We start from the raw sequence: 26,641 nt of genomic DNA, 5'->3' as shown, positions 1-26,641 counted from the left end.
GACTTAGACTATGAGGCCGCTTGCAAGTCTGCACTCTCTGCGACCGCTACTGTGATCTGACCACTGAACTGCCCTTGCTCAGTGCTATTGACCTGAGCCAGCTTTGCATCGATGCCTTGGGCGACCAAGGTGCTGGTAAACTGGTCAAGACTACCACGATCAGGAGCAATCAAGGTAAAACTCAGCGCAGAGGGCTGCATCACCAAAGCTTGTGCATGCAATGAAGACTGTTTGATCAATGGCGATAGCCGTGCCAGTGTCGCCATATGAGACGCCTGTGCTTGACTGTCATGGCGCAGTTTTGGTTGCAGCTGTATTTGTAGCTTGTTGCGACTGCTCAGTGGCTCGTTGGCAAACCAAGAGTTATACTGATTTGCAATCTCAGCTTTGGTCGCCGTGGCTGCCTGCTGGTACTGATACCACTGCACGCCATCGGTTGCTATTTGTAGCACTAGCGCTGCCAACGCCACCATCATCGCCACCCGTAAATACGGCGATAGCTGAGAATCAGCGGATTTTACAAAGAAATTTAGCGCATGGCGCTCAGGGTTTTCAAGTGGTACTGGGGAGGCAGATAACGGCGTCAGCAGCAGCTGATGATCAGCGATAAGATCAGCAGTGCGGGCAAACCAATCAGACCGAGCGTCCAGCTCGTCTTGCTGCTCCATAGCGGCGATAGGCGGCAAAAGGCTCACCTCGCTTAAGTGCGGAAAACGCTCAAAAATCAGCGGTAAATAACTGACCGCCATGCCCTGCCATGCAGACTGGCGCAGCAAAGTGGTTTGCTCGTCTTGATAAAGCGTGATTTGCTGACCGGCCTGCTCCGTTGGCGCAGGCAATAACAAAAAATCAGGCAATAGTGCGATGAGGCTCATGCCAGCCAACTGCGCGCTTTGTTGCCATGAGTCGATATCGCTCTGCGCCAAGGCATACAATTGATGACGCTCAGCGTGACTGATCTGGCGAACGGCCAACTGCTCTACAGGAGTCAAAGAGGTCTCTTCAAACAAATACTGCTTGCCACTATTGCCCAGCTGCTTGAGCTGAGCAGTATTTAGCTCAGTATCTACCTGCAATACATGACTGGATGGAAAGTACAGGCAGACCGCATTTTTTCCATTGGCTTTATAATTACCATACCGCTCTTGTAGCTGCTGCCACCCCTCAACGCTTTGCCAGTGTTGGAGGTCTTCATGCCAGACAGCCAGTGGGCTATGCTGCGCCCGTAACCAAACATGTATCACTAAGCGTGTCCTTAATCATTAAAGCATTTATCAAAGGTAGGTGGCGTTATTGTGTAGATAACTGCTACTGGGTGACGACCATAATCACGGGCAAAACACGTATCACATCAAACAAGCTAATAAGGCTGCTTTGGTACAAAGCGATCCGTTTCCCGCGCCATGCCAGCCATCACAAAGTCCATCTCAAACACTCGTGCTTCTGCCAAGGCAAACGACTCAGGATACTCCCCTATCAGTAGCCCTGCGATGTGAGCGACGATTGACATATGACACACCACAACCAAGCACTCGGCTTCAATATGACCGAGATCGATCAAGGCTTGATGCGCATCATCTGCTGGCGTAATGTTATCTAGTATGACAAAGGGCACCGTTGGCGCACAGGCTTGAAACGCGGCCAAGGTTTGCTGCGCTCTATCATAAGGACTCACGATAAACTGATCTGGCTGATAGCGTGTCATCACGAACTCTGCCGTTTGCGCCGCCTGCTCTCTACCCAGATCTGTCAGTTGACGCGCGCTGTCTGGCCGCGTGTCGTTCTCTGCTTGACCATGACGTACCAATATAATTTTCATAAGCTTCCTTAATACCGCCTAAGCGCTGCATACCTACTGCGAGTTTTTAACAAGTCGGCTTTTCTATTTGGCGTATTATTTGTCTTTATCACTGTCCTTGTCAGCGGTTTTGCTGGCTGAGCTTTTCATATGTGCTGTCAGCGCTGCATTGCTATGATCATGCGCCATCACAAACTCGACATCGCTACGAAACCCAGCTTCCATCAGATGCAAAGCCACACCCAAGGCGGCCTTGTCTTCATAAATGACGGCGTATAGGGCATGAGTGATGGGCATATAGATGCCCTCGCGGGTGGCTTTTTCGTGCACTTGCTGGATGGTATTGACCCCTTCCGCGGTCTGACCCAGCTTTTTGACTGCTGCATCGATATTCATACCACGACCAAGCATATTACCGATACGAAAGTTGCGACTGAGCTCTGAGTTACAGGTTGCGTATAAATCGCCAACACCTGACAGGCCTAAGAAGGTCAATGGATTGGCCCCCGCCTCAACCCCGAAACGGCTCATCTCAGCCAAAGCGCGAGTCAATATCATGGCCTTGGTGTTTTCGCCGACCTCATAGGCCGCCGCCATACCCATAGCAATCGCATAAATGTTTTTGAGCGCGCCGCCCAGCTCTACGCCTTTGACATCATCACTGGCAAATACCCGAAAAAACGCACTATGCAGCGCGGCTTGTACCGCATGACGCAGCGGCTCAGACTCACTCGCAATCACCGTAGCAGAGGGCATGTTTTTCATGATTTCTATGGCCAGATTGGGCCCTGACATCACGCCAAAATTCACCTCTGGCAACTCTTCTTTGATGATATCACTCATCAAGGCAAACGTGTCTTTTTCCATACCTTTGGTCAAAGAAACAATGGATTGCCCACTGATAAAAGACGCGATGTTTTTTAGTGTCTCACGAAAGGCCAAACCAGGCACCGCGATAAAAACAATGTCTTTGTCTTTGACTGCGGCGGCCAAGTCATGACTGTATTTTAAGCGATCATCAAGCTTATGTCCTGGCAAATATTTTTTGTTGGTTTGGGTTTTTGCCATCGCCTTAACAGTGCGCTTATTGCGCACCCAAAGCGTGGTATCACAGCCATTCCGCGCCGCGAGGTTTGCCATGGCAGTACCAAAACTGCCGCCGCCCAAAAACGCCAAACGTAGCTTAGTCGGATTGCTATGGATTTTGGCCATGTTTTTTGCAACGGCAGACTCTACCGCACTGGGATTGAGCTTTTTACGGCCCAGACCTGATTTGGTGGCGCGCTCGATGATGCCTGCCAGCAGACTGTTTTGTTTATCAGAGCTTTGCTTATCCGTGTCATTATGCTCGTTATTGGTGTCTTTATTACTGTCGTTAGGGCTAGTCATGTTCTGGTATCCGTGTTGACTGACTTATTATAAGTAGCATTATCGTGATTGAAAACCAAGATGCCGACCGTGTTTATTGTATATTGTAGGCATCTAAACCAAAGCGCCTGTAAACCTTATGACTCAAAACGTATGAGCGGCTCAATGTCAATGGGCTTGCGTGTAGGCTCGTCCTTAGGACTGGTGCCAGTATAAACAAAAGCGGTAATATAATCATCTGCCCCCACGCCAAAGTATGCCTTGACCGCAGGCTCATTACAGAGTAAGCCTGTCCGCCATACCGTACTAAAGCCTTGTGCCTTTAGAGCCAGTAGCATATTTTGGACAGCGGCGCCTGCGCTGAGCAGCTGCTCAAAAGGCGGCACTTTTTTGTGTGCTTGCATGTTGGTCACTACCGTTATGATAACAGGTGCACGTAGCGGCATGGTATGAGTTTTTTTGATGGTTTTTTCGGTCAGCACTTTACCTTGTTGTGCAGCCTGTGCCTTTGCGGCGCTCACCAATGCCGCGCCCAACTGATGACGCGCCTCACCTTCGGTGACGATAAACCGCCACGGTTGCAGCTTTTTGTGGTCAGGCGCTGTGGCCGCACAGGCGATTGCTGCTTCTATCTGAGCACGGGTAGGTGCAGGCGTGTCTAGATTGCCCATGCTGCGCCTCGAGCCAATCCAGCCGATCATCGCTTCACTATTGACTGGCATCTCATCCGTGTCGATACTTTGTATAGACTGCTTTTTATTATTTTTATCAGAGGTAGTCATTACCGCTCCTTATTTATTTTGTGGTCACAGACGGGTTGCGTCAAGCTTTGATAATCCTTGAAGCTATTTTTTACTCAAAACGACTAAAAACCATTGCATGCGCACACTGATATCATGCCTTTGTGATACCTTTAACACACCCTTGCCCTCAACAGCTATTACTGTATTCAACAGCCATTGCCGCTACGCAGCCTCTTCGGTGCGATGCTCCGTACGCAGATAGTCTTCTGATTGCATCTCAAGCAAACGCGAACGTGTACGTTCAATCTCAAAAGCCAGTTTTTCTCCTTGATAAAGCTCAAGAATAGACTGCTCGGCACGCACCAGTAGCTTGACACGGCGATCATAAAACTCATCGACCAGATAAATAAAGCGCCGCGTTGGATCACGTAAATCATCGTCTAAGGCTGGCACCACATCGACCAACACCGTACTAAACTGTTTGGCGATTTCGATAAAATCTGCAGCAGAGCGCGGCTCCATACACAAGTGTCTAAAGTCACAAAACAAGATATCTTCGGTACGGGCGTTGACCTTAATCGAGCGGCCATTGATGACGATGGGCTCTTTGCTGATTTTTTGGTTGTTAGACAGGCTGGCAAAACGGTTGGCCAGCCAGTGATGATTGGCCTTGGTCAATGGCGACTCATACAGCTCAGCTTGCTGCAGTACCCGCAAACGATAGTCGATGCCTGAGTCGATATTCATCACCGTAGTATGGTGCTCGACCTCAGCGATCGCAGGCAAAAAGCGGTCACGGTGCAGGCCATCTTTATACAGACCTGCTGGCTCGATATTGGAGGTGGCGACCAACGTCACGCCACGATTAAACAGCATGGTAAACAAATCGCCTAAGATCATGGCATCAGAGACGTTGGAGACAAAAAACTCATCAAAACAAATCACCACCGCTTCTTTGTAAATAATATCAGCGACTTTTTCGAGTGGATCACTTTGACCTTGGAGCGCGTTAAGCTCTTGGTGCACGCGCTGCATGAAATGATGAAAGTGCTGCCGCATCTTACGCTCGATGGTCAATGAGTCATAAAACATGTCCATCATCCACGTCTTACCGCGGCCTACCCCGCCCCACATATACAGACCCTTTGGGGCAGCAGGCTTGGATTTCAAAAAGCTAAAAAAGCGCTTTTTTTGTGGCACGCTGTCATTGAGCTGGTGATACAGCTCATCGAGGTAGCTCATGGCCTGATATTGCTGTTCATCTCGCGTAAACTCACCTGTGCTGATGGCTTGCTCGTAGCGTTGCAACGGGGATAAACTCATAATGCGACTCATTGTTTAATAAAATTTATTTAATAAAATCAAATGGTTGTGTTTTTACGATCGTATATAGCTGAGGCGGCGCTCATAGCAGTCGATCCTAGCTATCGTCCAGAAAAACTGTGGTGCTCAAGCAGTTTTTTTAATTCAGACAAACGGCCATGAAAAAAGTGCCCCGCCCCATCGACCACACTGACGGCGATACCCAGACGATCCGCAAATGCTTGCATATTAGCAGGGTCAATCACCTCATCAGCATTACCATAAATCTCAAAGGTCTTATCAGCAGGTAAGTCGATATCACTGCTGTCGTTTTTTTCTACCGATGGCGCGATAAGCGCGATATTTATAAGCTCAAAATCGCTCACGTCCCAGATATGTGAGGCCTCAAGCACTTGTTCGGCGACGCGCGCGGTGACATACCCGCCAAAGGAAAAACCGCCCAACCACAGCTTGCGCGCGCCGGTTTGCTCAGCGATCCATTGTAGCACGGTCATCGCATCGACGACTTCGCCATCGGCATAGTCATGCTCGCCTGTGGACTGACCGACACCGCGAAAATTAAACCGCACCACATGCATGCCACTATCGCGAGCAAAGCGGTACATGGTCGTGACCACTTTGTTATTCATCGTCCCATCAAACAAAGGGTTGGGGTGACAAAGCAGCGCCACCGTATCGGTATTGGGATCGTTAGGGTTGTCTTGTTGCCAGAGCGCATCGACCTCGAGCACGCCAGCAGGAGCAGGAATCAGGTGCATATTATTACTTACTTAATTAAGAATGAATGTCTCAATTATCCTAGATATGGTTTATATTTCAAGTGATTTGCTGTACAGACACCCTAGTAACCGCCTAAATGCCTACAAGTAAGACAACGGTAAGAGCGCACACAATAACTACCTAGACACCAAAGCGCCGAATGGGTTAGATTCATACTGATTGTGTAGTGGTGACTGGCAAAGCGTCAGTGCCATTTATCATTACAATACTCAACATCTAAATTGAGGAATACATTATGATTACTATGAATAAAACCGCCGCTTTTGGTGCCACATTGGCCGCCGCACTTGCTTTGAGCGCCTGCCAAAGCACCCCGTCATCACCGGTCATTCAACGCGCCCACGCTACCTACGAGACCACAGGTATCGCCGATACAAAAGTCAAAGCGCAACAAAACGCCATCGATAGCGCTCAAAAAACATGCCGCAGCAAGCAAGTAATTATCATTGAGGACACAGTCAACTACAATGGTATCTTGGATGAGCGCACAGGCCGCATGGTTGGACAAGCTGGCGCGGTGCTCGGTAGTATCTTTGGTACCGGTTCACCAGATTTATCGCGTGATGACGACTATGAATACACCATCAGCTTTCGCTGCCAATAATTCACTGCCAATAACGTGATGGTGCGTAAACACAGTCGCTAGCCACTCGCCAGCCCTTCTGTTTGTCACAGCATTTATGCAGCAGATCAGTTGGCTTCTCTTTTTGTGACTGCGCTTTTGAGGTAAACTATCATCAGCTCAAGACCTCAAGCGATACACGCAGCGCTATTTCGCGGATTGTCAACTTGCCTTGCTCTCTGATTGATAGGGTTGGTTGTTTTTTTGCCGCATTGCTTTTTACGATATGGTCTCTTTGGTTTTGATAGCAACCATTTCATACCTTTCTGTCCCACTTTATACTTTTATGTCTTAGTCGGCTTTGGTCTCCTATTATGCGCAAACCCAATCTCTCAAATATCAAACAAGCCAAAGTCCTAGCCCCTGCCAAAGACTTGGCGACGTTAGAAGCTGAGCTTGCTGAGCAAGAAAACAGCCTAGAAGTCAGTTTAGAAGACACGGTGCTGCGCTTAAGTGACTACTTGTCGGCGGTAGAGATGGTGGTAAAAGAAACCTTTAACCATCGCGTGTGGGTGAAGGCTGAGATTCGCAACTTATCGAGCAAAGGGGGGCACTATTATTTTGAGTTGGCCGAAAAAGATAACGATGGTAAGGTCGTGGCCAGCTGCCGCGGCAACCTCTGGCGCTTTAAGGCCGCCCGCGTTTTGGCGAAGTTTGAGCGCGCAACGGGCATGTCGCTTGAGCGCGATCTGACCGTACTGCTCAAAGTATCGGCAGGTTTTCATGCGCAGTATGGCTTTTCGCTCACGATCGAGGATATCGATCCAAGCTACACGTTAGGCGATTTGGCGCGGCAATACGCTGAGATGGTTGACCGCTTAACGGGCGAAGGACTCCTGCACCTCAATCAGCAGCTACCGACACCGTTTGATATCGAGCATGTGCTGGTCATCGCCCCCGAAAAAGCCGCAGGATTGGGCGACTTTCAGGCCGATGCAGACCGCTTAGCCAGTACCGGTGCTTGTCAATTTCATTACCATCATGCCACCTTTCAAGGCAATCATGCGCCAAGCGAGATTCGCCAAGCCATCGTCAGCACTCAGCAGCAATTCCAAGATACCTATCAGCGTTTGCCAGATTTATTAGTAATTATCCGCGGCGGCGGTGCGGTGGGCGATTTGGCTTACTTAAATGACTATGAGCTGGCAGCATTGGTGGCTGAGCAGCCTATTCCTGTGTGGGTCGGCATCGGTCATGAGCGGGATAAAGTCATTCTAGATGAGGTGGCGCATACTAGCTTTGATACGCCATCAAAAGTTATCGCAGCGATTATCAGTCATCTGGCTCAGCTCATTACCCAAACGCTGCAATACCAAGCACAAATCAAACAAGCGGCCACACAGCAGCTCACGATGGCTGAGCAAAAAACGTCACGACAATTGAGCCATATCCAATCGCACACTATCGGTCAGCTGACCGCACTGCGAAAAGACAGTGATTATGCGTGGCGTAGCATTCAGCAAAGCGCCCAGCGCCAAGTTAAGCAAGCCGCCAGACTCACCAGCAATCTGCGCGCGCAGACTCAATCCTTGGCTTATCAGCAATTAGCAGCCGCTTCTACTTATAGTCAAAACTACCAAAAAACGGTGATACAAACCGCCCAGCTGCGTGTCATACAAGCGCAGCGTAATAGCGAGCATCTGCGTGACATTGTCCTTTTACACCGTCCTTCTCGTGTGCTCAAGCAGGGCTATACCATGCTCACTGATGCCAAAGACAAACAAATTCTGACCAGCAGCACGCAGCTTTATCCTGAGCAAACCATTCATATCGTCTTAAAAGATGGCAAAGCACAGGCGCAGATTGTTGAGATTAAAGACAATCACAAGAGGGCAGAATCTGCTAATACGCTAACCGAATCAGACAACAACGTTTAAGGACTAATTACTTAAACCCTATTATCTACCAAAACCATTACCAGAGCTTAGGAAAAACTTATGACTACCCCGACTCGCCGACGCAAAAAAGCCGCCCCAAAAACCTTTAAGGCGGCTTACGATATTTTAAAAACCAATGCCGAGCAGCTACAGCAGCAAGATGAACCCGATATCGACAACCTTATGACCACGGTCGAAGAGTCAATCGCGGCGTATCGTGTCTGCGAAACCCGCATCAATGCCGTACAGCAAGCGCTAGATGCGGCGTTTGCTGAAGAAGGTCGCACAGAGAGTAGTGATCAAAATAGCAACCCCTAGTGGCGCTTTATTATGGCGTATCCACCTCAAACACTTGGCGAAGATAGGCAAGATAGGTGTCATTATTAATCATGGTCTTGCCTGGGCTGTCAGACAATTTTGCCACAGGCTGACCGTTACACTCGACCAGCTTTAGCACGATATTGATTGGGGTTATGCCCATGTCATTGGTCAAGTTGGTGCCGATGCCAAAGCTGGTTTTGATACGGTCTTTGAAATACTGATGCAGCTCCCACGCTTTGTCCAAATCCAAACCATCACTAAAAGTCAAAATCTTAGTCTTAGGGTTTATCTTGAGCTTTTTATAATGCGCGATGGCCTTGTCACCCCACACATAGGGGTCGCCGCTGTCGTGACGCAAGCCATCAAACAGCTTGGCAAAATACAAGTCAAAATCACGCAAAAACGCATCCATACCGACGACATCTGTCAGCGCGATTCCTAAGTCGCCGCGATACTCATGGACCCACGCTTCCAGCGCCGCTTTTTGTGAATCGCGCAAACGCACATCCAATGCCTGAAATGCCTGCATAAACTCGTGCGCCATCGTACCGATCGGCGTCATTCCCAGTTTTTTTGCTAGATAAACGTTTGAGGTGCCGCCAACTATCTTTGGGGCAGCCTTGTGTAGGGTCTCCACCACATGCGCTTGCCAAGATTTGCTAAAGCGGCGACGCGTACCAAAATCAGCCACGATAAAAGGCGGTGTATCGGGGCTATAGCTGCTTTGCTCGGCTGCATAATGATGCAATAGCTCAACTTTGGCGTCTAGCCGGCGCTGGCCTTCTGCCAAGACTTGAGCGTCTGATAAGGCACTAAAATACAATTCATTGACAATGGCCAAAACAAACACTTCAAAAAACATTGCCTGTATCATCGGTCCTTCGATATCGATGCACAGTCTGTCTTTTTCATCGGTGCTGACAGTGATAAAACGGCGCTTGAGCTTAAACAGCTCAAGATAATCGACGAAGTCTGAACGAATAAAGCGCAAACCGCGCAGATATTCTAATTCATCTTCCGAAAACCGTAACTCGCACAGACTATCTAGTTGCTGCTCTAGAGCGTCTTTGATATCGGCTAAGGGATAGACAGTATCCTTATTATTGCGGCAACGAAAGCGATAAACCCCATGCGTCTGTGGAAACTGATGCAGCATGGCTTGGAGCATGGTGAATTTGTACAAATCGTTATCAAGTAACGAGGTAATAATAGGTGCATAGGTAACGGTCATACTATGGCCTTAGAAACACAAAAATAAAAAATAACGTCACCTAATACTCAAAGCGACACAGTATATAATATGATAAACAACCAGATATGGCGCACAAACAACACGTTTGCAGCGCGCATTCATCAGTCGTCAAGTATAACGAAATTTGCTGCTTTTTTCAGAGTTCCTGCTTTCTTAGTGCTTTTATTAAGGCGTGCCCTCAATCTAACTGATAGTCAGCTAATAGTCAGCTAAATGGGTCAAAAATGGCAAAACATTTATAACACTGTATAACGCTGTCGATACCACTACGACGTAATCAGTTTGACCAAAGGCGCATAGCCTGACTGCGGCATCACATCGACGGGGATAAACTGCAGCGCGCCACCATTGATACAATAACGTAGGCCGCCACGATCCTTTGGCCCATCGGGGAACACATGGCCCAAGTGTGAGTCCGCGACCCGCGAGCGCACCTCGGTACGCACCATATTAAACGCTCGGTCTTCGTGCTGGGTAATCACTTGCATATCGATGGGCTTGGTAAAGCTTGGCCAACCGCAGCCTGACTGGTACTTATCAGTAGATAAAAACAAAGGCTCGCCCGAGACCACATCGACATAAATCCCAGGAGCAAACAAGTCATCATACTCATGACTAAACGCCCGCTCTGTTCCTGCCTGTTGAGTGATATTGTACTGAGCTTTGGTGAGCGTCTGCTGTAGCGCACTTTTATCAAACCCAGCATAACGCTTGGGCTCTAGCGCTTCTGCGACGGTGCTGACAGGCGCAAGCTTGGGTGGTGCCGTACTCTCAAGCTTATCATCGGCAAGGCTGAGATCGACATGACAGTAGCCATTTGGGTTTTTTGCCAGATAGTCTTGATGATACATCTCCGCCACATAAAAGTTGTCTAACGGCTCATTTTCGACCACAACTTTTTGCTTATATTGGCTCTGTACTCGCTTTAGCGCCGCGTCGATGACCGCTTTATCGTCTTGATCGGTATAATACACCCCAGTACGATACTGCACACCGCGATCATTGCCTTGTTTGTTTAGGCTGGTCGGGTCAATGACGCGAAAATAATACTGCAAAACCGTATCAAGATCTATCTTATCAGCATCATAAGTGACTTTTACTGCTTCAGCATGCCCTGAGCCGCGAATGACCTGCTCATAACTGGGGTTGGCAGTATCCCCATTGGCATAGCCTGATAGCGCATCGACCACGCCATCGACACGCTCCATATAGGCTTCAACACCCCAAAAGCAGCCGCCTGCCAGATAGATAGAGCGGGTATTGATGGCGTTGCCTTTGTCATTATAATACACCCCATCTTTTTGCTTGATGGTTTCAATCTTGCTATTGCTGGCTGCCGCTTGGGCGTTTGCAGGCTTGCTACTGCCAGCCTTTAGCTCGGCAAAGTCGTTTTCGGCATTGTCCGCCAGCGCATATGCTTGCTCGGTCGATAGATTGCCTTTGACTAAGTGTACCAAGTTGCCGGTTTTATCCAGTATCGCCCAGCTTGGATAGACCTGCACGCCAAGCTGCTTGATGATAGCGCCAGAAGGGTCAGTCAATACCGGTAGTTTGGGATACTCTGACTGCACGCCTGCATACCATGAGGCAAACTCACCCTCAGCTTTCTCATTGAGATGACCAGGACTTACCATAGTGACTACGTTTAAACCAGAGAACTTAGGATCAAGGCGCCACACTTCGGTCTCAGCCAGTGTGCCCAAACACAGCGGGCACCAGCTCGCCCAAAACTTAACCAAGGTCGGCTTATCAGGGTCGATCACTGCCGCGCCTGTCTCGCCCAGACCTGTGGTCAATTGCGGCAATGCTTGCATCTGCCCAAGCATGTCAGATGGCAACATATCTCGTGAGCTGGTCACGCCGCTGTTTTGCTGACTGGCACTACTGCCAGCACTACTACTGGCACTATTATCAGCATTACTCATTTGACCGCAAGCCATCAGCAGCCCAGCGCTGAGCACCGCCATCACGCCATAGCGGCTGGTATTTTTTAGGTAGCGTGATGGTTTTGAGTGAGGGGGCTGTGTTACTACATGCTGTGATGGGGGTTTGGCGGTAACGTTACTTATAGAATGGCTGGTACTTGACTGATCTTTGTACCAATTTAAGTGGCGTGGTTGATCGTTTTTATCGGTAGGCTGGTTTGACATAATAGATCCTTTAACTAACACTGCTATGAGTGGCAGATATTTTTATAGTACGACCATCTCTGCCTAAATACAATTCAGACAATATTAAAAACAGCGGTTTCATATTGAGCTTTTGTTAACCGTTGTATCACCGATCAGACCCTACACTCTATCGTGCAAAATGCCTTTGCTGTCGATAAAAAACGTCAAAATCAGCATCACGACTTAGTGTGCATAAACTGCGCCACATAATCATCAGCAGGGTCGTGACGTAGCTGCTGCGGGGTGCCCGTCTGTACCAAACGACCACCGTTTAAGATGCTGATGCGTTGGCCGACCTTGATGGCCTCATCGATATCATGGGTAATAAAAACGATGGTCTTGCTCAGCCGATCTTGCAGCTCCAACAGCTGGTCTTGTAGCTGAGCACGAATCAGCGGATCAAGGGCAGAAAACGCCTCATCCATCAGCAAGATTGGGTTGTCTGTCGCCAGTGCCCGTGCCAGCCCAACACGCTGCTGCATACCGCCTGATAGCTCGTCAGGGTAGCTGTGTTCTAGATTGGGCAGTCCGACTTCATTGAGCCAATGCCGTGCAATCTCATGGCGCGCTTTGGTACTCATCTTCCGTACCCGTAGGCCATAGGCGACGTTTTGTATGACAGTCATGTGCGGTACTAGGCCGAAATGCTGAAACACCATACTGACGGTATGCTGACGATACTGCTGCAGCGCTTTATCATTGAGCGTCAATATATCGATAGCAGACGATTCTGCTTGCGCTGTAGTCTGCGTCTCCTCTGCTACTACGGTAGCAGGCGCGCGACTAGGGTTTGTTGTATGTAGGCTGGTATCGACCCATATTTTGCCACAGCTTGGGTCTATTAGACGATTGATATGCCGTATCAAAGTCGACTTGCCTGAGCCTGAGAGCCCCATGATACAGTGCAGCTCCCCTGCTTTGATGGCGAGGTTGATGTCATAAAGCCCGACCGAATACCCTGTCTGCTCTTTGACCTCGGTACTGTCCATCCCTTGCGCCAATAGCGATAAAGCTACCTGCGCCTGTGCCGTGCTGGCGTTATAAATCTTACTGATATTTTCAAGCTGAATATGGTTCATCATGGTTCTCGCTATGGGGTTTTTATGCGGTTTAGCACAGCTTAGCTCGATGTAGCCGCTACTTATCACCCTATCGGACGCTTGCCAGCATCGATGGTTTGTTGGCGGGCGCGCTTGCCTTGACCAAATGCCTGAGTGATACGATCAATGATAATGGCGACGATGACGATCGCGGTACCTGCTTGTAGCCCTTGACCGATATTTAGCGTTTGAATAGACTGCAGCACATCCTCGCCAAGACCTGGCGCGCCAATCATAGAAGCCAGCACCACCATGGACAGTGACATCATCACCGCTTGATTGATCCCCGCCATGATACTTGGTAATGCTTGTGGTAGCTTAATCCAAATCAGCAGCTGACGATGCGTACTGCCAAACGAGCGCCCTGCCTCGATCATCTCATGATCGACTTGGGTAATGCCCAGCGTCGTCAGGCGAATCAGCGGCGGCAAGGCATAAATGACGGTAGCAAACAGCGCTGGCACCTTACCAATTCCAAATAGCATCAGCACCGGAATCAAATATACAAAGCTTGGCATGGTCTGCATCACATCCAAAATGGGCGTGACTATCTTACGCAGTATCTTACTGCCCGACATCGCAATCCCGATCGGAATGCCAATCACCACTGTCACCAGCACCGAGACGATTAGCAGGGCAAAAGTATCAATCAGCGCGCCCCACAGCCCAAAAGCACCGATCAAAAACAGCCCTGCACCGCATGCCAAGGCAAACCACACCTTACGAACCGCAAACCATCCCAATACCGTGACGAGTAAGATAAGCAGCCATGGCGGCATCGCGGTCAATAGCCGCTCAATCGGTAACAATAAATAAGTAAGTGCCAAAGTACTGATGGTACGAAACACCTCACCGTAGTTTTTTACCACGCTTGCCAAGGTATTATTGAGCGGGGTCTCAAGCGACCATGATGGGAAGCTCGATGCAAGGCCAAATGCTTGATTATTGATGCCATCATCATGAGCGATAGTGCTATCGTTGGCTGCCGCACCTGTGAGGCTAATATCTAACTGCGCTGCTAGATTGATGGCCGCTTCGTCAGTCACCCACGTGCGCCAGACGTCTGGATGCTCGCGCAAAAACACCAACGCTTGCTCTTCGCCGCTACGTTTGTTTTCACTCATCTCTAAGATAGCGCCATTGAGCGCATCGGCACTAAACTGTACGTTATTAAAAACATCAACCAGCGCTGGGTGGGACGCTATAAACGGGGTGGAGACAGCAATCCCCAAAGGAGAAACGGGGAAGCCTGAGACGCAGTCAGCGCTGCCATCTGCGCGCAGCAAATCCTGCCAACAAGCATCATCGTGCGCAGGAAACTCAAGCGCGGCAAAGTCGTATTTCGCCATCAACCCTGTCGGCTGCCAGTAATAAAACAATAAGGGTTTGTGCTGCTCAAATGCAGACGATATCTCGGCATCGAGTGCCGCGCCTGTACCGGGGTGCGCGTTGTTAAAAACACCATCCAATCCTGTATTTTTTAGTAGCCGCGTATTAAACACCTCACAAGTCCAGCCAGAAGGGCAATTCATAAAACGAGCACTGCCTGGATCTTCTGGGTCTTCAAACAAATGGGCATACTTGGGCAGATCTTGGTAGCTGCGCAGTCCCGGATTTTCTTCTAGCACGTATTTGGGCACATACCAGCCTTGGGTTGCGCCGCCTTTTAGCGTATCGCCGATGACAGCAACTTTATCTTGCGCAATGGCCTGTTCCATGATCGGTGAGCGCCCAACCCACTGCTCACCGATGACTTGAATATCGTCTTGCGACAGCGCGGTTTCGAGCGCAGGGCCAGCACCTGGCACCTCCTCGACCGCACACTCATAGCCATCTTCGACGATATACTTGAGTACCCCAGAGATAAACTGACCACTCTCCCATGTCAGCGCGCCAAATTTGACAGGTGATTGGCAGGCCGCCGAGGCTGCCACGGGCAGGAGTAATATACTCATACAGAGTAAACTTAACGCAATCCATTGGCGCATGCTCAGTCCTATTGATGATGGATGATGGATGCCACTCGCCTATACCTACACGTAAGTATGAACGAATCTCTTGCGTCAGTAGCACGCATGAGCGATTGGCTTAAATGATAGGTTGCCGTTGTTTAGAGGTACTACAAAGTGTAGCGACTTCTCACAAAGATGACAAATGCTTATTGTTCACTACCCATGCGCAGTCTACCGCTATTTGGCCAAAAAAGAGCACCTACCTAGGTAGATGCATAAGTATGCTTAAAACGTGTCGCCACAAGGCTGTATTAGGCATGGCTACACTGAGCATGATTATATCGGACACAGTGATTTACAAGGCGACTGTGTTTGAGTGCTACTTTAAAAATAGAGCCATGGCTTTTTTAAACAGTCCACCATAAGGCGGTAGTAGTAAATTCATGCCGTTGAGCTTGGCCTGTACAAACACCGGCTTCATGTGACTAAGACGCTCAAATCCTGCCTTACCATGATAAGCACCGGTGCCCGAATCACCAACGCCGCCAAAGGGTAAGTCGTGCTGCGCCACGTGCATGAGGACCTCGTTGACACACAGACCACCTGAGACCGTACGATTACGCACTTGCTCTATATCGCCTTGATGTTCGCCAAATACATACAAAGCCAGCGGACGCGGGCGCGAATTGACCAAGTGAATGGCATCATCTAGCGTTTCGTAGTGTATCAAAGGCAAAATCGGCGCAAAAATCTCATTGTCCATCACCTCACTGTCTAACGCAGGCTCCCGAACGATCACAGGCGGCATCAGGCGTGTTTCGCTGTTGGCCTCAATCGAGGTCAGCGCATGCACCTGCTCGCTTGGTAGCGCGTTCAAATAGCCTTTTACGCGCTCAAACTGCGCGCCATTGATGATGCGTGAGTAGTCAGGATTGTGCTCAATATCAGGATAGTGCTTATCCATCCAGTCTTTTGCCGCTTGGATAAATGACTCATGATAACGACGGGGAATCAGCACATAATCAGGGGCGATACAGGTTTGACCAGCATTTAGTGTCTTGCCCATCATCACGCGATTGACCGCCGATTCCAAATTGGCATCATCCAAGACGATCACCGGCGACTTACCACCCAGCTCTAACGTCACTGGCGTCAGATTGGGGGCGGCGGCGGCCATGACTTTTTTGCCGACCGCTGTCGAGCCAGTATACAGCAGATGATCAAACGGCAGCTCACTAAAAGCCACCGCGATATCGACTTCTCCCAGCACCACACATATCATGTCGGAGGAAAAATAACGAGCCACAGCATCGGCGAACGTCTGCGCAAACTTTGGTGCCGCCTCACTCATTTTAATCATGATTCTATTGCCAGCAGCGAGCGCATCTATCATCGGGCCTACGGCCAAAAACAGCGGATAGTTCCAAGGCACCATGATGCCGACCACCCCTAACGGCTGCGGCTGGATTTCGTTGTGGGCTGGCATATACAGTGTCGAGATCGGTGCACGCTGAGGCTTCATCCATTTTTTGCCGTGTTTTTTGGCATGACTAATCCCTGTAAAACTGGGGAACAACTCAGCAAACTGCGTCTCAGACTCACTACGATGGCCAAAGTCAGCGCTGATGGCACTGGCAAAGCTGGCTTGGTTGTCGCTGAGCATCATCTCAAGGTTATCCAGCTGCGTCTCACGCGTGGCCCAGTCGTTTATCGGCTGCGTACGGCTCAGCGCTTGTAGATGCTCAAATTGCGCTCGCATCTCTTCGGCGGTGTGCGCGATACTAGAGGTTTGGTGCGGCATATGCTCATTGATATTTTGGGTATTGTCTGTCATGTCTCTTCCTTGTTATATGCGTTGGGACTGATATACTTTTTTGGGCGAGCGGCGCTGTATTTTTAGCGCCCATCCTGCCTGTCTTCGTTTTTAGCAGACCCAACCAAAATCCGTCATAAAAAACAGTCATAAAATTGTATCCCTTACGCTTTTAGACGCTCCGACGGGCACTTTAATGTAGCGCATCGACTGAGCAATGAATAGCATTTTAAACTGACTAGTGCGTTTTTTAATAGAGCAAAAGTCATCGCTTACGCCGCGGCCAAACTTTTTAATTTCCAAATTTTTATTTGGGCGGTATCTAATAAGCAGATAAGTTTGGGCGACACTGCCAAAAACTGCTACACTTTAGGCAACTGACCTACTTGGACGTGTCCTCATTTTAAAAATAGCAATAAAAATGAGATGAATTGCCGCCAAAAACTGTAGGGCGTGTTGAATATTCAACACGCCCTAATCAAACAACGAAAATAGCCCAGATAATATCGAGATATTCGTTAGCTATTTGATACTGTTTGGTCAGATTTAGCCATTTCTAACTCATTTAGATGGCTATCGATTGAAGAGGACACGCCCTTGCCTTCATATCTTTTGCCAATTCTATATATCTACCATACGTTGTGACTGCCATGCAAAACGCCATACAACCCCTGAGTGATACACTGATCAGTAAGTCTTTGTCCGCGGCCGATTATGTCCCTACCTTGGATGCGATGCTCGCGCGCACGCTGACACGTATTGAGTTAAAAAAAACCAAACAGCAGCGCACGCCAGATGAGCTGTGGATTGTCGATCACAATGATGTCTATACCTTAGGACAAGCGGGTAAAGAAGAGCACATTTTGCAGCGTACAGACACCCCAATTATCAAAACCGATCGCGGTGGTCAAGTGACTTGGCATGGTCATGGGCAATTGGTGCTGTATTGGTTATTTGATTTAGAGAGCTTGGGCTGGAGTGTGCGTAATTTAGTCTCACACGCTGAGCAAGCCATCGAAGATGTGATCAATGACTGCTTACAAAACCATACAGCTGGTGATACGCGCATTCGTGCCCAAGCGCGCCGTGATGCGCCAGGTGTCTATCTCTATGCCGATACCAGCACAGAGTATGACGACAGCCCAGCCGATAAAGGCATTGTATCGACTGACATCCACCCATCATCCATCATGTTAGGTAAAATGGCGTCATTAGGCTTTAAGATTAAGCATGGTTTTAGTTACCACGGTATCGCTATTAATTTAACTTGTGATTTATCCGCGTTTAATGCCATCAACCCATGTGGCTATGCTGGCATGCAAATGCTTAGGCTGGCTGATTTTATCAACATGGCATCCTCCCCAAAGACACAAAGCGCAGGGCAAGTCCGCGAACCCTTGAGCTATGAGAACGTCACACAAAAACTCATCGACAATATCGCTCAGCGCCATGCAGGACAGATAGCACTGCGCCCGTTGGCTCCCAAACCAAGTCACTAAAGCTTGTGACCTTTGAGTCTTTTTTTGCATAATATCTTGCATACTTAGACTTAAATATTTTGAGAAAAATTGTCGCAAACTTGCTATAATCGCTGGCGGTACAGACAGCTGTCACACCTATATGACAGCTCAGCTCAACCTTTGAGCTTTTCTTATTGTATTTAGACATTTAAAACAAAAGCAAATCGGAGTATTTTATGGCAGATTTTAATAAAATTTTGGACGCAGGCGACGTAGACGGCGGCATCATCAACGTGGTAGTAGAAATCCCTACCGGTAGCAGCCATAAAATTGAATGGAACCGCGAATTGGCCGTGTTTGAGCTGGATCGTATCGATCCACAAATCTTTGCCAAGCCTTGTAACTACGGCTTTATCCCGCAAACGCTAGACGAAGATGGCGACGAGTTGGATGCGCTGATCATCACAGAGCAGCCACTGCCGACTGGTGTTTTCTTAAAAGCCAAAGTCATCGGTGTGATGAAGTTTGTGGATGATGGCGAAGTCGATGACAAAATCGTCGTCGTACCAGCGGATGACCGTGATACCGGCAATGCATACAACAGCTTAGAAGACCTACCTAAACAGCTGATCAACCAGCTACAGTTCCACTTCAGCCACTATAAAGACCTGAAAAAAGCGGGCACCACTGTGGTTGAATCATGGGGCGACGTGGCTGAGGCCAAAGAAGTCATCAAAGAGTCTATCCAGCGCTGGAAAGACCTATAAGCCATTACTGATACCCAGATAATCTCGCTGCAATATACCGCTATCATAACAATGATGGCGGTATTTTTTTGTTTCTCCACTGCCCAAATATCGCTCACCGCTTGAATGATGCTTGGTTAAAATGGTTATAATAACCCGTGCTCATATGATATATGCTCATCGACAATAAGGAACACCATGTTTAACCCCGACCCAAGCTCAAAGCCAGTCAATCCAAAACTGCCAAAAGATGTGATCATGATGGTTGAAAAAAACAACCTCGTCATGGCCATCAAAACATTGGCGCAAGATGAAAATATCAGTATGGATGAAGCCAAGGTGCGAATAGACGCTTATGAAACCGCGTTAAAAGTAAAGCAGCAACAAAAACTCAATACCATCGCAAACAAACAAGGCATCTCTAATCACGCCATTAGCTTTGATCGAGAGCAAGAAACAAAAGAAGAGCTAGAATCTGGCAAACTGATCAAAACACGCGTCAAAACCACCAAGCAGACTCAAGGTTTTAAAGACCTACAACAAGGGGTTGATAGCCAGCTAAATAACTTGGGATACAAAAAACCCTTAATGCCATATTGGACAAAACGTTTATTGCTGATTATGGTGATTATGGCGGGATTGTTTTGGATATTATGGCGAGTGTTTGGTTAGAGCGACATGGCGGGTTTTATAGTTAGCTGAATGTAAAACTATTATGGATTTAAACGCGCTACTGGTATGAATTTTACGCAAGGTTTGATCTTAACGGCAATAAGGATATTAAAATGAAAACATCTATAGCGGCAAAATCGCTTAAAAATAAATTATGGATAGTATGTTGGGTGAGCCTCTTGGGTCTTGGTGCTTGCAGCAATGAGACCCAAAAGCCAGACGATAACAATAATATAGAATCTAGCGAAATAACGCCTGTGCAAACAGCGAGCGAAGAGAAAGACCAAGCTCCTACTCCTAACTCTACAGAAGATGAGGAAGGTGCGGGAGGTACAGCCTACTATTCTAGCAGTGGCAGTGTAGAAAATGACCAAAAAGCTGATGATACGGTGACGGTCAATGAAAACAACCCCAACTTAGATAAGGCATCCGCAGATGGGGTGCAATAAGTAAGGATCAAGCCTCAGTAGGGAGCCTCTCTGTACTCCCTACTGAGCGCTTATACTAGTGATGCTCACCAGGCAGTATTTTTGCAAAAATACGCTGCGCTAGATTTGGCTTACTATCGGTCGTCTGGGCAGCCGTCGAGCTTGGGAAGATACGATAACCAATAGACTGTACCCCCACGTTAAATGCAGGTACCAACGAGTAGCTTGCAGACGCAAATCTACCCATGTTGCTGGCGATACTGTTTGGTTTATGGACGATCGCTTTGGCGATCATCATCGCCGCCTCATCAGGCATCAATGCTGGCATATAACGATACAGCTTGGTCGGGGCAATCATCGGCGTGCGCACCAGCGGCATAAAAATGTTGGTGACTTTGATATTATCGCCTTTGACCTCTGCTGCCAGACAGCGACTAAACGCATCAAGCGCTGACTTTGAGGCGACATAAGCGGCAAAACGCGGACTGTTTGCCAGTACGCCAATGGAGGAGATATTGACAATTTGCCCCTTCTTTCTGCCAATCATCGTCGGAAGTAGTCCCAAAATAATCTTTACCGCACCAAAGTAATTGACATCCATCGTGCGCTCAAAGTCATGAAAACGGTTGACTGATTCATGCACTGAACGGCGAATCGAGCGCCCCGCATTATTGACCAACACATCGACATGACCAAAATCAGCAAGAATCCGTTTACTGACGTCTTCGATATCATCCATATCGGTCAAATCACATGGATAATAACTGGCCCTGCCACCGAGTGTTTCGATATTGTCCGCGACAATTTTTAGCTTGTCTTTGGTACGTGCCAACAAAATCACATGAGCGCCGCACTCACTGAGCAAAAAAGCAGTACGCTCGCCGATACCACTTGAGGCACCCGTGATTATGATATGCTTACCTTTAACCGCTTTGGCGATTGCTTTTTTTGAGGGGTTGGCCATAAAAAGTCCTTTTTGTTTGTTTTATGTTCTTTTGTAGAATAGCAAAAAATATGGCCTGAGGTGAATAAATCGTCAGTACAAACATCGCGATTGATGATTATTTACCCGCCCTAGTGACTACTGATGCGTACACAGAAAATCCTCGACCACACGAAACTGTCCTGCGGTACTCTCTTCGCCATACATCGCTTGGCGAAAGGCATTGGAATTTGGGATGCCCGTGGTGTACCACGCAATATGCTTACGCGCAATACGGCAGCCTGAGTATTCGCCATAAAAATCATACAGCTCTTGTAGATGCGCGAGCACAATCTCTTTAATCTCGCGAATACTTGGTGCTGGTAGCCGCTCACCTGTCTGCAAAAAATGACCGATATCACGAAACAGCCACGGCTGACCTTGAGCGGCGCGCCCTATCATCACGGCATCGCAGCCTGTCATCTCGTAGACATATTGGGCTTTTTCAGGGCTATCGATATCGCCATTGGCAATGACAGGGATACCGATACTGTCTTTGACTTCGCGTATCAGCTCATAACGCGCCGTACCTGTATACATGTCCTCACGCGTCCGCCCATGAATCGCAATCGCTGCGATACCAGCTTGCTCAGCACGGCGCGCCACTCGCAAGATATTTTCGCGGCCATTTTCATAACCCAGTCGCGTCTTTAGGGTGACGGGAGCATCGACTGCACCTACTGCCGCATCGAGCAGACGCGCCACCAAATCTTCGTCTTGCAGCAAAGCTGAGCCTGCCAGCTTACGGCAGACTTTTTTGGCAGGACAGCCCATATTGATATCAATAATCTGCGCGCCATTGTCAATCTGATAACGCGCCGCTTCAGCCAATTTATCAGGCTCAGCCCCTGCTATTTGTGCCGAGATGGGCGCAATTTCATTATCAAAATTGGCACGGTACAAAGACTTTTTGCTGGCATAAAGCGCGGTATCGGCGATGATCATTTCACTGACTGCATGCCCTGCGCCAAAAGATTTGCACAGTCTACGAAAAGGGTTATCCGTCACGCCGGCCATGGGCGCGACCATCAGACGGTTTTCGATACTCAGACCACCGATATCAAGCGGCTGTAATAAGGGATGCTGAGCGGCAACTGGTACTGAAGAATCAGCCATCACAGGATTCGCAGAAGTATTTATAGACATAAAAAACGGCTTGATTTGCATAGAAAACAAGCCGTTATTCTAAGGGTTCGTACGCATATTGCAAGCCATTCAAGTCAATCCTTTGCCGTTATGACTTCCAATACGACTTCCAAATAAGCAATGCGCTCGCTTACTTATCAAACACACTGCCCTGCTCTAGGGTAATATCATCATCGTGTTCCTGCATACGCCAAGGCAAAATATCGGGCGAGACATTGACGAAATACAGATATTTTTCAAACTGATCGATGATATCGTTGATTACCGACTCTGGCTGATAACCATATAAGTCATAGGTTTGGCCACCGCGGCGCAAATAAACCTCAGCACGGTGATGGTGCTCTTGGGGCAGGTTACCCGCCATATCTTCAGTATAATAGTCAGGAACTTCATGCTCTGATAGGCGTACTTCGTACCAAAACTCGACATTATCACCGCGTCTTAGCTCTAGTACCGCTCGATTGTTTACCTCATCATAGTTAACCTCAGGCAACCAGCCTGTCTCGGCAAATTTTTCTGCAACCTCCTGCATCGATGACATCACCGTGCCCTTGATATAGCCGAGCACCTTTTCGCGCGTTGGCTGATTGGTAATATAATCAATACGATCACGCCATGCGTCTAATTTGAGCAGATGCGGTGGTAGATGGTTGTCAGTAGCCAGACTTTGATTACGATGCCCCTCGATACGTAGCGCACGCCACATACCAAATGTCGAAATTAAGATAATCACTGCAAAAGGCAAGGCACTGACGATAGCCGCTGTCTGCAGAGCGCTTAGGCCACCTGCGATCAGCAGCACCGCCGCTACAGCACCTTCTGTAACTACCCAAAATGAGCGCTGCCACCACGGCGTATCACTACGACCGCCGGCGGCGAGCGAGTCGATGACCAATGATCCTGAGTCCGATGACGTCACAAAAAAAGTAATAATCAGTAGGACGGTCAATGACGAGACAATTTGAGTAAAAGGTAAGTTTTCTAGCAACTTAAACAAAGCAATGGCTTGGTTGTTTTGTACCTCGCCGATCAGCGCCTCATAACCATCGACCATAATCATATGCAGCGCGGTATCCCCAAATACCGAAAACCAAAAGAAGGTAAACAGCGTTGGCACAAGCATCACGCCCAATACAAACTCACGAATGGTACGGCCGCGACTGATTTTGGCGATAAATAGTCCGACAAAAGGCGCCCACGCGATCGTCCATGCAAAGATAAATAGCGTCCAGCTACCGATCCAATCGCTCGACTGATAGGCTTGTAGGCTAAAGGTGCGCTCAACGATATTGCCCAAATAACTGCCTGTATTTTCCATAAAGGCATTTAGGATAAATATCGACGGCCCAACCACAAACACAAACAGCATCAAAGCCGTGGCCAGCACCATGTTTAAGATAGACAGGCGTTTGACACCCTTATCCATCCCAGCCAGTACAGACACCAGTGCTGCGGTGGTCACCAGCGCAATGATGATGACTTGTACGGTGGTGCTCACTGGAATCATATCGGGTAATAAGTAATTCAAGCCTGCATTAATCTGAGCCACAGACAGACCCAAACTGGTGGCGATACCAAACATGGTACCCAAAATCGCAAACACATCCACCGTATGTCCGATAGGCCCATGGATTTTGTCACCGATTAAGGGATAGAGGGTTGAGCGCACCGACAGCGGTAAACCGTGCCGAAAGGAAAAATACGCCAATGACAGCCCCACGACGCCGTATATCGCCCAAATATGAAACCCCCAATGAAAATAGGCAATCTGCATCGCCTCCTTGGCCGCCTCAATCGTCTGAGGCTCTGAGAGTGGTGGACTGGCAAAATGTAAGACCGGCTCGGCGACACCATAAAAGAGCAAGGCAATGCCGTAACCTGCCGAAAACAGCATAGCAAACCATTCGAGGAACTGATATTCAGCCTCTGCATGGTCAGGGCCTAACTTGATGCTGCCATAAGGCGAAAACGCCAACACGATGACAAACATCAAAAATATGGCAACTGCCAGCATATAAAACCAGCCGAACGTCTCAGTGGTAAATGCCAGAACGGTACTAAACAGCTCACCGGCCGCCTCTGGATTGATAGCAGTGCCAATCACCAATAGCAGCATGATGGCCGCCGCTGGGACAAAAACTGGCAACAAAATAGTGGAGCGAGGTAATTTACTCATAGAAGTGATATCCTCAAAAAGTGACAAAACCGATCAACCGTGCTTGTTAAAATATTTTTTGCATAAAATGTCTGTCTGATAAATGTTTGATACTACATTTTTGACTTCTGACATTGTCTGCTTATAGGCACTGGTTTGATGTATGGGTTCTAAAGACGAAACTGCTTAACCAACAGTCAGCCATTATGATATTTATCACACTCTTTTGAAAAACCCCAGACAATCTCTGTCCTTGTAACACTACTTTAACGATTGTTACATGACTATTACCAAGCAAAAAAGGCAGCTTGTTAGCCGCCTTTAATATATAAAATATATCTGTTTGTCTACAATGACAATATTATCCTGCAATAACTGCGGCAAGCTGTTGCGCCAGATCTGCCAGCTCGCCTTGATCTGCTTGGGTGACGGCATGACGGCCTAGCTCATGAATACTTGATGGAATCAGATGGACATGATAATGAAACACCGTCTGCCCAGCTTGCGAGCCATTTAGCTGCATTTGGATGATACCTTCGCGCTCAAACACTTGGCGCTGCGCTTGCATGACTTTTTTGGCGGTCATCAGTACCGCTGCCGCATATTCAGGCTCCAGATCAGCCAAGTCGATTGCTTTTTGTTTGGGAATGACCAGTACGTGGCCTTTTGCTTGTGGCATGATATCCATAAAGGCAAGGGTCTTATCGTCTTCATAAACCTTATGATATGGAATCTCGCCCTTTAGCATTTTTGCAAAGATGTTATTGTCGTCATATTGAACGTGATTGTTTTGATTCATTGTTATTCCTTTATTCATTGGCCAGTGTGGTGAGTGAATGACTCGGAAGCTTTGCTCACAACAAGTGTTATATAGTGGACGAAATATCGCCTGAGTACAAGCCGCTTGCTGACTTGTCAATCAAAGCCTCCATACCGATATGCGCCGACTCGCTCAGCAATTTATTGGCGACTCATAGACTTTAAATGTTATATTAACCCTCTACTTTAATGATGCTATATTTATGGATTCGCCTACCTTGCCGACGCCTTTATCAAACGACAACCTAAACGACCATTTAGCTGCCAGATCTGCTGCAGAAACGCGTACTGAGCATCCAGCGCAGAGCCTGCCGCCTAATAGCGTGATTTTGGCCGAGGTGCTGACCGATAGCAGCATTCATTGGCAAATACACAACTGTAAAGTCAGCAAAAAAACAGTGACGCAGGAGTTGCCGCTGCCTTTTTTATATCATTACGACAGCTTAGACGATGCCATCAAGCAAGCCAACCCGCTCACACCTGCCCTACTGGCTCAGTTTAATAGGCCGATGAATGCCAGTGAGGCCGCGCAGCTCATCGGGATTGAGGCCGCGCTCATCAGCAGTCCTTGGCATATCAAGGTCATCGGCTCACTGGTGGTGTTTAGCGAGACGCTGCAGTTAGCTGTGCGTCTGCACTGGACCAATACGGGCAAAGACACCGAGCAAATCTATACCAAAGAGGCGGTGGATGCGCTGAGCACCGCCTTAAAAGACTGGCAGTTTTTTGGTCGCGTCGATGTGCTCTACAAAAACGACAAACAAACGCTTGTCTCTGTTTTAGAGGATGCTGACTCACAAGCGGCAGCAAACGTGCGGATACTACCCATCGCCGCCAGCGCTGAGTATCAGCTATTGCCAGCGCCTCACGCTCTAGAGGTTATCGCCCGACTAGAAGCGGATAAAACCGATCTGCCTTGGTTTGACAAAGCCATCTTAGAGCGCCTAGCATAAATTGTCGTGTTGGGCCGCCTTATGCCTTCTTATGGTTTATCGTTGATGCGCTTGCAGGACGGCACATTGCTATTAAAATAAGATTTGGGGCTGTCCTAGATAAGCAAAATTATTTAGGATAGCACTATGAGAAAGAGTAAACTAAGTTGGTATAAACAAA

At 48.3% G+C, this 26,641-nt stretch carries 23 protein-coding genes; 8 read left to right on the top strand and 15 right to left on the bottom strand.

Annotated features, from left to right (window positions below; genetic code table 11):
• Positions 1 to 8: 8 nt before the first annotated feature.
• The 6 genes from gspL to JFC05_RS05185 form a co-directional block, all read right to left on the bottom strand.
• On the bottom strand, positions 9 to 1,244 hold the full coding sequence (gene gspL / locus JFC05_RS05210) for a type II secretion system protein GspL (protein ID WP_198336054.1): 1,236 nt from the start codon (positions 1,242 to 1,244) through the stop codon (positions 9 to 11).
• Positions 1,245 to 1,360: 116 nt separating this feature from the next.
• On the bottom strand, positions 1,361 to 1,819 hold the full coding sequence (sixA, locus tag JFC05_RS05205; RefSeq protein ID WP_192992887.1) for a phosphohistidine phosphatase SixA: 459 nt from the start codon (positions 1,817 to 1,819) through the stop codon (positions 1,361 to 1,363).
• Positions 1,820 to 1,894: 75 nt separating this feature from the next.
• Positions 1,895 to 3,187 (bottom strand): NAD(P)H-dependent glycerol-3-phosphate dehydrogenase, encoded by a 1,293-nt coding sequence (locus tag JFC05_RS05200; RefSeq protein ID WP_198336053.1) that lies wholly within the window; start codon positions 3,185 to 3,187, stop codon positions 1,895 to 1,897.
• A 116-nt stretch (positions 3,188 to 3,303) separates the two neighbouring features.
• Entirely contained in the window at positions 3,304 to 3,888 is a 585-nt protein-coding gene (locus JFC05_RS05195) for a nitroreductase family protein (RefSeq protein WP_227697426.1), read from the bottom strand.
• 243 nt (positions 3,889 to 4,131) lie between these two features.
• Entirely contained in the window at positions 4,132 to 5,232 is a 1,101-nt protein-coding gene (gene zapE / locus JFC05_RS05190; protein ID WP_105246127.1) for a cell division protein ZapE, read from the bottom strand.
• Positions 5,233 to 5,333: 101 nt separating this feature from the next.
• The gene (locus JFC05_RS05185) at positions 5,334 to 5,990 is read right to left on the bottom strand and encodes an alpha/beta hydrolase (protein WP_198336051.1); all 657 of its coding nucleotides are present in this window, start codon (positions 5,988 to 5,990) and stop codon (positions 5,334 to 5,336) included.
• Between the two features lie 257 nt (positions 5,991 to 6,247).
• On the opposite strand from JFC05_RS05185, the gene JFC05_RS05180 reads away from it, so the two are divergent.
• The 3 genes from JFC05_RS05180 to xseB all read left to right on the top strand — a co-directional run bounded on the left by JFC05_RS05180 (position 6,248) and on the right by xseB (position 8,829).
• Complete coding sequence (locus tag JFC05_RS05180) at positions 6,248 to 6,616, top strand: hypothetical protein (protein ID WP_198336050.1); 369 nt, start codon at positions 6,248 to 6,250, stop codon at positions 6,614 to 6,616.
• A gap of 332 nt (positions 6,617 to 6,948) precedes the next feature.
• A complete protein-coding gene (gene xseA / locus JFC05_RS05175) occupies positions 6,949 to 8,511 on the top strand; it encodes an exodeoxyribonuclease VII large subunit (RefSeq protein ID WP_198336049.1) in 1,563 nt (520 codons plus the stop codon).
• A gap of 60 nt (positions 8,512 to 8,571) precedes the next feature.
• Positions 8,572 to 8,829: an exodeoxyribonuclease VII small subunit gene (gene xseB, locus JFC05_RS05170; RefSeq protein WP_198336048.1), complete on the top strand. Its 258-nt coding sequence runs from the start codon at positions 8,572 to 8,574 to the stop codon at positions 8,827 to 8,829.
• A gap of 10 nt (positions 8,830 to 8,839) precedes the next feature.
• Here xseB and pncB read toward each other — a convergent pair whose 3' ends face one another.
• The 5 genes from pncB to JFC05_RS05145 form a co-directional block, all read right to left on the bottom strand.
• Positions 8,840 to 10,063 (bottom strand): nicotinate phosphoribosyltransferase, encoded by a 1,224-nt coding sequence (gene pncB / locus JFC05_RS05165; RefSeq protein ID WP_192992890.1) that lies wholly within the window; start codon positions 10,061 to 10,063, stop codon positions 8,840 to 8,842.
• A gap of 287 nt (positions 10,064 to 10,350) precedes the next feature.
• Positions 10,351 to 12,051, bottom strand: a complete 1,701-nt coding sequence (gene msrAB / locus JFC05_RS05160) for a bifunctional peptide-methionine (S)-S-oxide reductase MsrA/peptide-methionine (R)-S-oxide reductase MsrB (RefSeq protein WP_244658157.1) — start codon at positions 12,049 to 12,051, stop codon at positions 10,351 to 10,353.
• A 380-nt stretch (positions 12,052 to 12,431) separates the two neighbouring features.
• Positions 12,432 to 13,334: an ATP-binding cassette domain-containing protein gene (locus JFC05_RS05155; RefSeq protein ID WP_198336102.1), complete on the bottom strand. Its 903-nt coding sequence runs from the start codon at positions 13,332 to 13,334 to the stop codon at positions 12,432 to 12,434.
• Between the two features lie 65 nt (positions 13,335 to 13,399).
• Complete coding sequence (locus JFC05_RS05150; RefSeq protein ID WP_198336046.1) at positions 13,400 to 15,343, bottom strand: glycine betaine ABC transporter substrate-binding protein; 1,944 nt, start codon at positions 15,341 to 15,343, stop codon at positions 13,400 to 13,402.
• Between the two features lie 343 nt (positions 15,344 to 15,686).
• A complete protein-coding gene (locus tag JFC05_RS05145) occupies positions 15,687 to 17,141 on the bottom strand; it encodes a coniferyl aldehyde dehydrogenase (protein ID WP_198336045.1) in 1,455 nt (484 codons plus the stop codon).
• Positions 17,142 to 17,770: 629 nt separating this feature from the next.
• On the opposite strand from JFC05_RS05145, the gene lipB reads away from it, so the two are divergent.
• The 4 genes from lipB (at position 17,771) to JFC05_RS05125 (ending at position 20,447) form a co-directional block, all read left to right on the top strand.
• Positions 17,771 to 18,619, top strand: coding sequence for a lipoyl(octanoyl) transferase LipB (gene lipB, locus JFC05_RS05140; RefSeq protein WP_198336044.1), 849 nt, complete (start codon positions 17,771 to 17,773; stop codon positions 18,617 to 18,619).
• Between the two features lie 197 nt (positions 18,620 to 18,816).
• Positions 18,817 to 19,347, top strand: a complete 531-nt coding sequence (locus JFC05_RS05135) for an inorganic diphosphatase (protein WP_105246152.1) — start codon at positions 18,817 to 18,819, stop codon at positions 19,345 to 19,347.
• Between the two features lie 177 nt (positions 19,348 to 19,524).
• Positions 19,525 to 19,998 carry a hypothetical protein gene (locus tag JFC05_RS05130; protein ID WP_198336043.1) on the top strand — a complete coding sequence of 158 codons (474 nt, stop codon included), beginning with the start codon at positions 19,525 to 19,527 and terminating at the stop codon, positions 19,996 to 19,998.
• A 113-nt stretch (positions 19,999 to 20,111) separates the two neighbouring features.
• Positions 20,112 to 20,447 (top strand): hypothetical protein, encoded by a 336-nt coding sequence (locus JFC05_RS05125; RefSeq protein WP_198336042.1) that lies wholly within the window; start codon positions 20,112 to 20,114, stop codon positions 20,445 to 20,447.
• A 55-nt stretch (positions 20,448 to 20,502) separates the two neighbouring features.
• Here the strand turns inward: JFC05_RS05125 and JFC05_RS05120 are convergent, their stop codons facing one another.
• The 4 genes from JFC05_RS05120 to JFC05_RS05105 form a co-directional block, all read right to left on the bottom strand.
• Positions 20,503 to 21,390 (bottom strand): SDR family NAD(P)-dependent oxidoreductase, encoded by an 888-nt coding sequence (locus JFC05_RS05120; protein WP_198336041.1) that lies wholly within the window; start codon positions 21,388 to 21,390, stop codon positions 20,503 to 20,505.
• Between the two features lie 117 nt (positions 21,391 to 21,507).
• Positions 21,508 to 22,554 (bottom strand): tRNA dihydrouridine synthase DusB, encoded by a 1,047-nt coding sequence (gene dusB, locus JFC05_RS05115; protein ID WP_227697420.1) that lies wholly within the window; start codon positions 22,552 to 22,554, stop codon positions 21,508 to 21,510.
• A 130-nt stretch (positions 22,555 to 22,684) separates the two neighbouring features.
• Positions 22,685 to 24,730: a BCCT family transporter gene (locus JFC05_RS05110; protein ID WP_105246160.1), complete on the bottom strand. Its 2,046-nt coding sequence runs from the start codon at positions 24,728 to 24,730 to the stop codon at positions 22,685 to 22,687.
• 340 nt (positions 24,731 to 25,070) lie between these two features.
• Complete coding sequence (locus JFC05_RS05105; RefSeq protein WP_198336040.1) at positions 25,071 to 25,508, bottom strand: HIT family protein; 438 nt, start codon at positions 25,506 to 25,508, stop codon at positions 25,071 to 25,073.
• 223 nt (positions 25,509 to 25,731) lie between these two features.
• Here JFC05_RS05105 and JFC05_RS05100 point away from each other — a divergent pair, with 223 nt between their 5' ends.
• Entirely contained in the window at positions 25,732 to 26,481 is a 750-nt protein-coding gene (locus tag JFC05_RS05100) for a hypothetical protein (RefSeq protein WP_198336039.1), read from the top strand.
• The last annotated feature ends 160 nt before the right edge of the window (positions 26,482 to 26,641 follow it).

Source organism: Psychrobacter celer (genome assembly GCF_016107555.1).
Lineage (GTDB): Bacteria > Pseudomonadota > Gammaproteobacteria > Pseudomonadales > Moraxellaceae > Psychrobacter > Psychrobacter celer.
This window is presented reverse-complemented; position numbering and strand designations above follow the sequence as displayed.

Bases quoted from the DNA above. Each gene is read 5' to 3' on its own strand.
- dusB (WP_227697420.1), bottom strand. From the start codon at position 22,554: ATGTCTATAAATACTTCTGCGAATCCTGTGATGGCTGATTCTTCAGTA.
- JFC05_RS05185 (WP_198336051.1), bottom strand. From the start codon at position 5,990: ATGCACCTGATTCCTGCTCCTGCTGGCGTGCTCGAGGTCGATGCGCTC.
- JFC05_RS05110 (WP_105246160.1), bottom strand. From the start codon at position 24,730: ATGAGTAAATTACCTCGCTCCACTATTTTGTTGCCAGTTTTTGTCCCA.
- JFC05_RS05100 (WP_198336039.1), top strand. From the start codon at position 25,732: ATGGATTCGCCTACCTTGCCGACGCCTTTATCAAACGACAACCTAAAC.
- xseB (WP_198336048.1), top strand. From the start codon at position 8,572: ATGACTACCCCGACTCGCCGACGCAAAAAAGCCGCCCCAAAAACCTTT.
- zapE (WP_105246127.1), bottom strand. From the start codon at position 5,232: ATGAGTTTATCCCCGTTGCAACGCTACGAGCAAGCCATCAGCACAGGT.
- JFC05_RS05125 (WP_198336042.1), top strand. From the start codon at position 20,112: ATGAAAACATCTATAGCGGCAAAATCGCTTAAAAATAAATTATGGATA.
- JFC05_RS05120 (WP_198336041.1), bottom strand. From the start codon at position 21,390: ATGGCCAACCCCTCAAAAAAAGCAATCGCCAAAGCGGTTAAAGGTAAG.
- JFC05_RS05135 (WP_105246152.1), top strand. From the start codon at position 18,817: ATGGCAGATTTTAATAAAATTTTGGACGCAGGCGACGTAGACGGCGGC.
- JFC05_RS05130 (WP_198336043.1), top strand. From the start codon at position 19,525: ATGTTTAACCCCGACCCAAGCTCAAAGCCAGTCAATCCAAAACTGCCA.
- JFC05_RS05200 (WP_198336053.1), bottom strand. From the start codon at position 3,187: ATGACTAGCCCTAACGACAGTAATAAAGACACCAATAACGAGCATAAT.
- lipB (WP_198336044.1), top strand. From the start codon at position 17,771: ATGCAAAACGCCATACAACCCCTGAGTGATACACTGATCAGTAAGTCT.
- JFC05_RS05145 (WP_198336045.1), bottom strand. From the start codon at position 17,141: ATGACAGACAATACCCAAAATATCAATGAGCATATGCCGCACCAAACC.
- pncB (WP_192992890.1), bottom strand. From the start codon at position 10,063: ATGACCGTTACCTATGCACCTATTATTACCTCGTTACTTGATAACGAT.
- JFC05_RS05155 (WP_198336102.1), bottom strand. From the start codon at position 13,334: ATGAACCATATTCAGCTTGAAAATATCAGTAAGATTTATAACGCCAGC.
- sixA (WP_192992887.1), bottom strand. From the start codon at position 1,819: ATGAAAATTATATTGGTACGTCATGGTCAAGCAGAGAACGACACGCGG.
- JFC05_RS05195 (WP_227697426.1), bottom strand. From the start codon at position 3,888: ATGCCAGTCAATAGTGAAGCGATGATCGGCTGGATTGGCTCGAGGCGC.
- JFC05_RS05150 (WP_198336046.1), bottom strand. From the start codon at position 15,343: ATGCGCCAATGGATTGCGTTAAGTTTACTCTGTATGAGTATATTACTC.
- msrAB (WP_244658157.1), bottom strand. From the start codon at position 12,051: ATGGCGGTGCTCAGCGCTGGGCTGCTGATGGCTTGCGGTCAAATGAGT.
- JFC05_RS05105 (WP_198336040.1), bottom strand. From the start codon at position 25,508: ATGAATCAAAACAATCACGTTCAATATGACGACAATAACATCTTTGCA.
- JFC05_RS05180 (WP_198336050.1), top strand. From the start codon at position 6,248: ATGATTACTATGAATAAAACCGCCGCTTTTGGTGCCACATTGGCCGCC.
- xseA (WP_198336049.1), top strand. From the start codon at position 6,949: ATGCGCAAACCCAATCTCTCAAATATCAAACAAGCCAAAGTCCTAGCC.